8 protein-coding genes and 3 pseudogenes are annotated in these 10230 nt (G+C 45.5%); 5 read left to right on the top strand and 6 right to left on the bottom strand.

All coding sequences use genetic code 11. From position 1 onward, the window contains the following. Positions 1-297 precede the first annotated feature (297 nt). Entirely contained in the window at positions 298-1173 is an 876-nt protein-coding gene (glyQ, locus tag ACE1AQ_RS14870) for a glycine--tRNA ligase subunit alpha (RefSeq protein ID WP_008201736.1), read from the top strand. A gap of 219 nt (positions 1174-1392) precedes the next feature. On the opposite strand, the gene rpsJ is transcribed toward glyQ, so the two are convergent. The 5 genes from rpsJ to rpsL all read right to left on the bottom strand — a co-directional run bounded on the left by rpsJ (position 1393) and on the right by rpsL (position 6412). Continuing rightward, entirely contained in the window at positions 1393-1710 is a 318-nt protein-coding gene (gene rpsJ, locus ACE1AQ_RS14865; protein ID WP_002800099.1) for a 30S ribosomal protein S10, read from the bottom strand. Between the two features lie 90 nt (positions 1711-1800). Further along, the gene (tuf, locus tag ACE1AQ_RS14860; RefSeq protein ID WP_008201745.1) at positions 1801-3030 is read right to left on the bottom strand and encodes an elongation factor Tu; all 1230 of its coding nucleotides are present in this window, start codon (positions 3028-3030) and stop codon (positions 1801-1803) included. Between the two features lie 153 nt (positions 3031-3183). After that, the gene (gene fusA / locus ACE1AQ_RS14855; RefSeq protein ID WP_008201747.1) at positions 3184-5259 is read right to left on the bottom strand and encodes an elongation factor G; all 2076 of its coding nucleotides are present in this window, start codon (positions 5257-5259) and stop codon (positions 3184-3186) included. 143 nt (positions 5260-5402) lie between these two features. Beyond that, entirely contained in the window at positions 5403-5873 is a 471-nt protein-coding gene (gene rpsG, locus ACE1AQ_RS14850) for a 30S ribosomal protein S7 (protein ID WP_002758831.1), read from the bottom strand. Between the two features lie 155 nt (positions 5874-6028). After that, a complete protein-coding gene (rpsL, locus tag ACE1AQ_RS14845; protein ID WP_002740176.1) occupies positions 6029-6412 on the bottom strand; it encodes a 30S ribosomal protein S12 in 384 nt (127 codons plus the stop codon). A gap of 422 nt (positions 6413-6834) precedes the next feature. Between rpsL and ACE1AQ_RS14840 the strand changes: the two genes are divergently transcribed. The 4 genes and pseudogenes from ACE1AQ_RS14840 (at position 6835) to ACE1AQ_RS14825 (ending at position 9745) form a co-directional block, all read left to right on the top strand. Further along, positions 6835-7170, top strand: a complete 336-nt coding sequence (locus ACE1AQ_RS14840; protein WP_110546031.1) for a type II toxin-antitoxin system RelE/ParE family toxin — start codon at positions 6835-6837, stop codon at positions 7168-7170. Further along, positions 7163-7453: pseudogene (locus ACE1AQ_RS14835) on the top strand (HigA family addiction module antitoxin); the annotation flags it as partial. The gene ACE1AQ_RS14840 and the pseudogene ACE1AQ_RS14835, both read left to right, overlap by 8 nt. Positions 7454-7573: 120 nt before the next feature. Beyond that, positions 7574-8440, top strand: a pseudogene (locus ACE1AQ_RS14830) (ImmA/IrrE family metallo-endopeptidase); the annotation flags it as partial. A 108-nt stretch (positions 8441-8548) separates the two neighbouring features. After that, entirely contained in the window at positions 8549-9745 is a 1197-nt protein-coding gene (locus ACE1AQ_RS14825) for a DNA double-strand break repair nuclease NurA (protein WP_008201756.1), read from the top strand. A gap of 304 nt (positions 9746-10049) precedes the next feature. Here ACE1AQ_RS14825 and ACE1AQ_RS14820 read toward each other — a convergent pair. Further along, positions 10050-10230 (bottom strand): annotated as a pseudogene (locus ACE1AQ_RS14820) (RNA-guided endonuclease TnpB family protein); the annotation flags it as partial.

Below are 10230 nucleotides of genomic sequence, written 5' to 3'. Positions count from 1 at the left end.
ATTATTCCTCCCATCGAGAGCTATTCTGAATTGTAAGTTATAACTATTATAATCTCATTTCTCTTTGTGATCAAGTTGAAGATTTTCTAGTTTTTGACTGCTATAAGTATTAATACTCATTGCATAAGTGAGATGCTCCCTCCCCACTTCCCCACTACCCCACTTCATAATTTATAATTCATAATTTATAATTCCCAATTCCCAATTCATAATTCATAATTTATAATTTATAATTTATAATTTATAATTTATAATTTATAATTACCCAACCCCTAACCCGCTTTTTTACTTTTTCCCATGTCTCTAACTTTCCAAGCTGTTATCGCTAAATTAAATGAATTTTGGGCTGATCGCGGTTGTTTAGTTGCTCAACCCTATGATACAGAAAAAGGTGCAGGAACCATGAGTCCCCACACTTTTTTAAGAGCAATTGGTCCGGAACCTTGGGCTGTTGCCTATGTGGAACCCTGTCGTCGTCCTACGGATGGCCGTTATGGCGAAAATCCCAATCGTTTTCAGCATTACTATCAATATCAAGTCCTAATTAAACCCTCTCCCGATAATATTCAGGAAATCTATTTAGACTCCCTGCGGGTGTTAGGAATTAACCCAGAAGATCATGATATTCGCTTCGTGGAAGATAACTGGGAATCTCCCACCCTCGGCGCTTGGGGTGTGGGTTGGGAAGTGTGGTTAGATGGGATGGAAATCACCCAATTTACCTACTTTCAACAGTGTGGGGGTATCGATTGTCGTCCCGTGGCGATCGAAATTACCTACGGTTTAGAAAGATTAGCCATGTATCTGCAAGATGTGGAGGCAATTAATAAAATTCAATGGAATGAAAATATCCTCTACGGTGATATTTTTCTGCAAAATGAAATCGAACAATGTACCTACAATTTTGAGGCTTCTAATCCTGAGTTATTGTTTAGTTTATTCAGTTTATATGAACAGGAAGCTAAACAATTAATCGATCGCTCTCTGGTGATTCCCAGTCTAGATTATGTTCTCAAATGTTCCCATACTTTTAATTTACTCGATGCTAGAGGTGTGATTGCTGTAGCTGAAAGAACCCGTTATATCGGCAGAATTCGCCATTTAGCGCGACAGGTTGCTCAATTGTATTTACAGCAACGAGAAGCTTTAGGTTTTCCCCTACAAACGGTTTAGCGATCGGGGGCATCTCAATTTTGGCGATGCACCCTTAACAAGTGTACTGGCCTTCTTTTAATAACCTCTTTTTATGCTAAATCCTATCTAAAAGTTATGGGAGAGTGGGGAGAAAAAATCCCTAACTTGGGAGTTAATCAGACTATTAAAAACGGATTTGGTATCAGAAAGAGTTTCTAAGAAAAAAAGATGTTAGCACTAACATCTTTTTGGCATTTTTTACAATTTAACTTCAATATCAACCCCGGCGGGTAAATCTAATTTCATCAAAGCATCGATTGTCTTAGAAGAGGGTTGGTAAATATCAATAATGCGGCGATGGGTGCGGGTTTCAAAATGTTCACGGGAGTCCTTGTCAACGTGAGGGGAACGCAGGACACAATAAATCTTTCTTTTGGTCGGTAGGGGAATCGGTCCGATCGCTGTGGCGTTAGTTCTATTGGCAGTATCGACAATCTTCTCACAGGAAGTATCGAGTAAGCGCCGGTCAAAAGCTTTCAAACGAATGCGAATTTTCTGTTGTTGTAACGTAGCCATAATTTCACCTATTGCAATTGTCAAGGTACAAGATCAAGACAGTAACGGAGCAGCTTTTAAATTCACTGCCCCGTTAATTAGTAGATTAGCCTACTTGATAATTTTCGAGATAACGCCAGAACCGATGGTGCGACCACCTTCGCGAATAGCGAAGCGCATACCCTGTTCAATAGCGATCGGGTTGATCAGTTCCACGGTCATTTTGATCCGGTCTCCCGGCATGACCATTTCTACAGTGCTGCCATCGTCGGCGGTGTAGTCTTGGATCGTGCCAGTTACGTCGGTTGTCCGTACATAGAACTGAGGACGATAGTTTTTAAAGAAAGGAGTGTGACGACCACCCTCTGCTTGAGTTAACACATACACCTCACCTTCAAACTGGGTGTGGGGTTTGATTGTATTCGGTTTAGCGATCACCATGCCGCGCTCGATGTCGGTTTTTTGGATACCACGCAGGAGGATACCAGCGTTGTCACCGGCCATCCCTTGATCAAGACTTTTCTTGAACATTTCGATCCCGGTGACGGTGGTGGGGCGAGTTTCTCTGATCCCGACCAATTCCACGTTATCACCCACTTTCACAATACCGCGTTCGATCCGACCGGTAGCCACCGTCCCCCGACCAGTAATCGAGAATACGTCTTCTACCGCCATCAGGAAGGGTTTATCGATCGCCCGTTCAGGGGTGGGGATATAGCTATCTACCGCTTCCATCAATTCATAGATCGCATTTACCCACTCGTTGTCGCCTTTTTTGGCCTTGGGATTTTTGGTCATGTAGTCGAGGGCTTCTTTCGCAGAACCGGCAATAATGGGGATATCGTCGCCGGGGAAGTCGTAACTGGTGAGAAGTTCGCGCACTTCCAGTTCCACCAGTTCCAGTAATTCCTCATCGTCCACCATATCTTTTTTGTTGAGGAAGACCACGAGGTTAGGTACACCCACCTGACGAGCCAGCAGGATATGTTCCCGGGTTTGGGGCATCGGGCCATCAGCGGCCGAGACCACGAGAATACCACCGTCCATCTGTGCCGCACCGGTGATCATGTTTTTTACATAGTCGGCGTGGCCAGGGCAGTCCACGTGTGCATAGTGGCGACTGGCGGTTTCGTACTCAACGTGAGCGGTGTTAATGGTGATCCCGCGGGCTTTTTCTTCGGGAGCGGCATCGATTTCATCGTATTTTTTAGCTTGGGCATTACCCAGAGCCGCTAGGGTCATAGTGATAGCGGCGGTGAGGGTAGTTTTGCCGTGGTCAACGTGACCGATCGTACCGATGTTAACGTGGGGTTTCGTCCGTTCAAATTTAGCGCGTGCCATTTACTTTCTGTTCCTTTGTTTTTTTTTCTTCTTCAGGTGGGTGAACATTAATCAGTCACCGGAGATCAGTTTTAAGTTAGCAGTTATTAGGGTTGATCGATCAAATTTAAATGATCGGTTTGTCTTCACTGCTCACTGCTGACCGGTCACTGATTAGCCGTTCCCTTTACTTTTGGTGATAATCGCCTCGGCCACGTTGCGGGGGACTTCTTCGTAATGGCTAAATTCCATGGTGAAGATGCCCCGTCCTTGGGTTTTGGAGCGAATATCAGTGGCGTAACCAAACATTTCCGCTAGGGGAACTTTAGCGGACACTTTGGCGATGCCGGCCTCGGTTTCTTGACCTTCGATTTGTCCCCGACGGGAGTTAAGATCACCGATGACGTTACCGATGAAGTCTTCGGGTACTTCCACCTCCACCTTCATCATCGGTTCTAGGAGAACGGGGGTAGCTTTCATCACCGCTTCTTTGATCGCCATGGAACCAGCAATCTTAAAGGCCATCTCGGAGGAGTCCACATCGTGGAAAGAACCATCCACAAGGGTTGCTTTCAGGTCGATGACGGGATAACCCGCAACGATCCCCGATTCGCAAGCTTCTTTCATCCCTTGTTCTGACGGGTTGATGTATTCTTTGGGGATAGCACCACCGACAATTTTGGAGACGAAGACAAAGCCAGATCCCGGTTCACCCGGTTCGAGTTCGATGACGACGTGGCCGTACTGTCCTTTACCGCCACTTTGACGGATAAATTTACCCTCGGCCCGTACAGGTTTCCGCACAGTTTCCCGATAGGCAACTTGGGGAGCGCCCACGGTTGCTTCGACTTTGTATTCCCGCAGCATCCGATCGACGAGGATTTCCAAGTGCAGTTCTCCCATCCCGGCGATTACCGTTTGATTGGTTTCGGGATCAACTTTGACCCGGAAGGTGGGATCCTCATCGGAGAGAGCTTGCAGAGCTTTGCTGAGTTTCTCGATGTCCTGTTTGGTTTTCGGTTCCACCGCCACGGAGATCACCGGTTCGGGGATAAAGAGGGATTCTAGAATAATCGGGTTCTTATCATCACAGAGGGTATCCCCGGTAATGGTGTTTTTCAGTCCGATCGCCGCTCCTAGATCACCGGCGCGCAGTTCATCCACTTCGATCCGTTCGTTGGATTTGAGGACGATCAGGCGAGCGATCCGTTCTTTGGTTCCTTTGGTGGAGTTGTAGGCGTAGCTGCCTTTGGCTAACACACCGGAATAGACCCGCAGGAAGGTTAAACGACCGAAGGGATCGGCCATGATTTTGAAGGCCAGAGCAGAGAAGGGCGCATCGTCCTTAGCCTCCCGGATTGCCTCGCTGCCATCGGGAAGAATCCCTTTAACGGCGGCTACTTCCGAGGGTGAGGGTAGGTAATCGACGACAGCATCGAGGAGCAGTTGTACCCCTTTGTTTTTGAAAGCCGAGCCGCAGAGGACGGGAACAATTGTACCAGCAATCGTCCCTTCCCTGAGACCGCGTTTGATTTCGGCTTCGGTGAGTTCTTCACCTTCTAGATATTTTTCTAGGAGTTCTTCATCCGCTTCCGCTACAGCCTCCACCAGCTGCACGCGGAATTCTTCGGCCTTTTTCAATAAGTCTTCGGGAATGTCGGTTTCTTCTATGTCTTTCCCTAGATCGTCCTTATATATATAGGCGCGCATCTTGACGAGATCAACGATCCCGCTCAGTTCGCTTTCTGCGCCGATCGGCATTTGGATGGGAACGGCGTTAGCTCTGAGGCGATCTCTTAATTGTTCGTAAACTTTGAAGAAGTTCGCTCCCGTTCTGTCCATTTTGTTGATAAAGGCAATCCGGGGTACTTTGTACCGATCGGCTTGTCTCCAGACGGTTTCCGATTGGGGTTGTACACCACCAACAGAGCAGAAAACTGCCACCACGCCATCGAGTACCCGCATGGAACGTTCCACTTCAATGGTGAAATCGACGTGGCCAGGGGTGTCAATGATGTTGATGCGATGATCTTGCCAACTGGTACTGATGGCGGCGGCGGTGATGGTGATTCCTCGCTCCCGTTCCTGTTCCATCCAGTCGGTAATTGCCGTTCCGTCGTGGACTTCGCCCAGTTTATGAGCGACTCCCGTGTAGAACAGGATTCTTTCTGTTGTCGTTGTTTTGCCCGCATCTATATGAGCGGCGATTCCGATGTTTCGCACTCTCTCTAGCGGGATAGTCCGTGCCACAGCAACCTCCTTGCTTTGCTTGCCAGTGATGGGATTTTGTTCTAGGATTTTTTACACTATTTACAATTCTATACTTTTCTTGACAGTTTTTTGGCGGCAGCGGTGTGATCCACCGCCCTTAAAGTATCTTTAAAGTATCTTTCTTAGTAACGATAGTGGGCAAAGGCTTTGTTTGCCTCTGCCATCCGGTGGGTTTCTTCCCGTTTTTTGATTGTGCCGCCGGTTTCATTGGCTGCGTCCATGATCTCGTTGGCTAGTTTACCTGCCATGGTTTTGCCGCCTCTGGTTCTGGCATAATGGACTAACCAACGTAGTGCCAATGTGCTACCACGGTTGCTGCGCACTTCCATCGGCACTTGATAGGTGGCTCCACCGACCCGGCGGGCTTTCACTTCCACTAGGGGGGTGGCGTTTTTAACGGCTTTTTCAAATACTTCTAGGGGTTCTTGACCGGTACGTTCGCCGACGGTTTTTAGGGCATCGTAAACGATGTTAGCGGCTAGGGATTTTTTGCCCGATCGCATGATCCGGCGGATGGTCATGCTGACTAAACAGCTATTGTAAACGGGATCGGGGGGAATAGGACGTTTTTTGACGTTTTTACGGCGAGACATCGGAATATTCCTGAATTTTCTAGGTTAACTTTAACTTTTGCTTGACAGTCGGATGATTACAGCCCATCTCAAACCCTCTCCTGCGAGTCTTCAGTCTCTTGGGTTAACTTTGACCGACTCGGTGGGAGTATTTTTTTGGTTAATCAATTCCCTGTTTATTTAGCGGCGGGTTTGGGGCGTTTGGTTCCGTACTTAGACCGCGCCTTTTGACGGTTTTTCACCCCGGTGGCATCGAGGGTGCCGCGAATGATGTGATATCTGACTCCGGGTAGATCTTTGACCCGACCGCCCCGAATCAGGACGACCGAGTGTTCTTGCAGGTTATGACCGATGCCCGGGATGTAGGCTGTCACCTCAAATCCAGAGGTCAAACGTACCCTAGCGACTTTCCGTAGGGCTGAGTTGGGTTTTTTCGGTGTGGTGGTGTATACTCTTGTACAAACTCCCCGACGTTGGGGGCATTGTTTGAGGGCGGGAGATTTGGTTTTTCTTTTCGCTTTGGATCTTTCGTCGCGTATTAATTGCTGAATGGTGGGCATGATAGGGCTGTATCTAAGGTTACTCTGAACTCCTATTACCGAAGGTCAAATCGTTGACAAAAGGTCATTATAGCAAATTGTTGCTGTTGTTGTCAAGTCCGCGATTGTGCTTTTCTCCGGTTTAGATGTTAGAGATTGTCTTTTTCTTGGGCGGCGGCGGCACTCAATTCGGGCGTTATTAGGCGATAAAATTACAGCTTCGTTGTTTTGGCTTGATGGTGCAATTTTAGCGATAATTATCACCTGATTAATCGGCCAATGTCTGAAAAGCTGTCTCTAGCTAACCTCATTTTCAGAACTGGTGTCTAGACTATTAGCTCTTAACGATATATTTAGAGCGTTTGTACTGGATGCGACCCAGGTGTGCTGCCATAAAATATTGTTAACCTTTGAGGTTAACAATATTACAAGGGTCATCTACAATGGATATTGTATTTAAGGAAAAAAAATTTGAGAACGAATGCAATAGCCAAAAACTACTGAAAAAACAGTATGGAGAGAAGATGGCTAAGAAAATCAGGCAAAGACTCGACGACTTAAAAGCAGTTATTGTCCTGGAGGAAATGCGATCGCTGCCGGGACGTTGCCACGAATTGTTACATAACCGTGCTGGACAACTATCTCTAGATTTAGTTCATCCTCTCAGACTAATTTTTGAGCCGGCTAATATACCGATTCCTCAAAAAGCAGACGGGGGAATTGATTGGCAGAAAGTAACCGCAGTCGTAATTATTGGCATAGATGACACCCTTGACTAATACTATTGAGAACAGATATGCACCGGATTTTATTTCTCCACCGGGAGAAACCCTTGCCGAAATCCTAGAAGAAAGAAATATGTCTCAATCGGAACTAGCCCAACGCATGGGCAGACCAAAAAAGACTATCAATGAGATCATAAAAGGTAAAGCGGAGATTACTATCGATACCGCCTTACAGATAGAGTTAGTGTTAGGAACTCCCGCCAGTTTCTGGATAGAGCGCGAAAGACTTTATCGGGAATATTTAGCGAGAAAAAATGAGAATCAAAGATTAAAAGGTTATTTAAGTAGGTAGGCACAATTATTTGTAGGATGGGTTAGCGGTAGCGTAACCCATGCGGGCGTTGGGTTTCATGCTTCAACCCAACCTACGTTCATTTTATATTTAATTCCACCCACCTACTTAGGCTGGTTAAAACAAATTCCTTATCGCCAGATGACTGAATTAGGCTGGCTCAAGTTTGATGAGGATAAAATAGAGCAATTACGAGAGAGCTTGAATTTTTTTGCCGTTGTCTCCCCTGAGAAATGGGAGGAGATTTGGGGGATAAATTTATCGATTGATTTTAGAAAGTCTCAAGCATTTGATAGCGATCGAGGGGCAATAACGGCATGGTTGCGTCAAGGAGAAATAGAAGCATCGAAAATTAATTGTGCTGATTACAACGAGTTGAAATTCAGAGATGCCTTGCGACAAATTCGTTCGTTAACTATTAAGTCTATCGAGGTATTTCAACCGCAAATGATCGAGCTTTGTGCGGCAGCGGGGGTTGCCTTAGCCTTTGTCCCTGAACTTCCGAAAACAAGGGTACACGGTGCTACCCGTTGGTTAGGTTCTCACAGAGCTTTAATTCAATTGAGCGATCGATACAAAACAAATGATCATTTTTGGTTTTCTTTTTTTCATGAAGCTGGTCATATTTTATTACATGGGAAACGAACTTTATTTTTAGAGGGGCAAGATATTCAAGATACAATTAAAGAAAAAGAGGCGGATGTTTTTGCGGCTAATTTCTTAATTGATCCTGGAGATTGGCAGAGATTTATCGCCAATAATTCTCTGAATAGAAAAGCTATTAATCAATTTGCCGAACAACTAGGGATACACCCTGGTATTATTATTGGTAGAATGCAACATGAGCAAATTACTTCTTATCAAAACTATAATGATCTTAAGGAGAAATATTGTCTAAATACGCAGAATTCCTTTTTGGTATTGACGAGTGACTCCCCAAAAGGAAAACTTCCTATCTCACCATTAAGATAACTGCTGTAAGCGGAGATTACTAAGGATAAATTTGGCAATCATTGACAAAATTATCCTTAGAGACAGGAAATTGCGATAAAATCAAAAAAAGTCAGGGAGAGGACAGCTATGCTCGATCTTGCGAAATTAGCGGCAAAAATGCCAGGAATCAGTCAACATTTTCAACAGGAAGTGACAGCTAGTCGCGAGCGCGTGCAACGGGCTAAAATTCTTTTAGAACAGGCTCAACAGCAACAGGAAAAACTGCTAGAACTCTATCATAACTGGCACGATCGCCTAATTTTCTCCGTTGCACTACCGATCGAACCTCTCGACACCCGGGTTAGTATCCTTCCCGCTCCCGAAAGTCATAGCGTTTTTGCCACGGATGGTTCCCAAATTGCCCCTTCTCACCACGAAATCGCCTACTGTTATCTAATTAATATCGGTAGGATTATGTTGCACTATGGTCAAAATTTGCACCCGCTCCTCGATAGCATTCCCGAAGTCTATTACAAATCAGAAGACCTCTACATTTCTAAACAGTGGGGTATTCGCGTCGATGAGTGGATGAGTTATCGTCGCACGGTATTAGAAAGCCAAATGTTAGCAGAAATGGCTACTCGTTGGGTAAAACCCCCCGGCGCCCATTATGAACCAAATTTAGCCCTTGTGGATGGTTCTTTGATCTATTGGTTTATCGATAGTCTCCCCCCGGAAGCAAAGGATTTAATTTTGCCACCGATTTTTCAGTCTTGGGACGATTTGCGAGGGGCTAAAATCCCGCTTATAGGTTATATTAGTGCTTCTCGTAGCACGGAAGGCTTAAATTTCCTGCGTTTACAATCTTGTCCCCATGATAGTCCCAATTGCTTGATCAATTGCGGTGATTTAGACCCAGAAAAAACCCCTTGTCGCGTTGTCGATCCTCTCCGGGATGCTTCTCTCTGGGGTTATTTATTGGAACCGGGGCAAAGAAGTCCTTTTTGGCGCAGTTCTTTGAAAATACTCGATCTTTATGGGGATGAACACCGCATTTACTTCTGTTATCTCCATGTGGGGACGGAAATCGCTAGGGTAGAGGTTCCTGCTTGGGTGGTGGAGGAGGGAGAATTACTCGATCGCTCTTTAAGTATTTTACTAGCCCAGGTGTTAAAAGGTTATGGTTATCCGATCGCCTTAGCGGAAGCGCACAATTTAGCGGTGATTAAAGGTGGCGATCGCTTGCGTTTTTTTGCCCTTTTGGAACAACAGATGATTAAAGTCGGTTTACAGGATGTGGGAACATCTTATAAGGAAGCGAGAAAGCGCAGTAGTATCGCTTAATTGAGGAGTCGGTCGGCAGGAGATGGGGAGTGGTCATAGTTAGTAAAAGTATAGTCAAATATAGACAGACTGAATTCCATTTCAGAAATTCCTTTCACTTTTACTTCGAGAGATTGATTCTCCTTGGGTGAACTACGCACCTCTCTATCCCATAGCGGTTAAACGCATTTGGGAATGCTTGGCTCTCCCAGGTTTGGTGGGTAAAATGTATTCTAAGATACATTCCTCCTAGCGAGGGAGTGGAAGGAACCACAGAGACACAGAGGACACAAAGATCGATCGATCATATTGTAAGTTAAACTGATCACACAGAACCTAGAAGAGCCAATGCTTTTCGTAAAATATTGTAGGAACCCATGACATCAGATTGAACCAGAATCCCCTTATCTGTACGATATAACCCTCGCGAAATTCTTTTTCCTGAAAACACTGGCTTTTCAGTTATCTGTCCATAAACGGGGAGAGGATCGTCATTCAAAAAATTA

Origin of the sequence: Microcystis sp. BLCC-F209 (genome assembly GCF_041928595.1) — a bacterium.
Taxonomy (GTDB): domain Bacteria; phylum Cyanobacteriota; class Cyanobacteriia; order Cyanobacteriales; family Microcystaceae; genus Microcystis.
The sequence above is the reverse complement of the archived record's forward strand: the minus strand, read 5'-3'. Positions and strand labels throughout refer to the sequence as shown.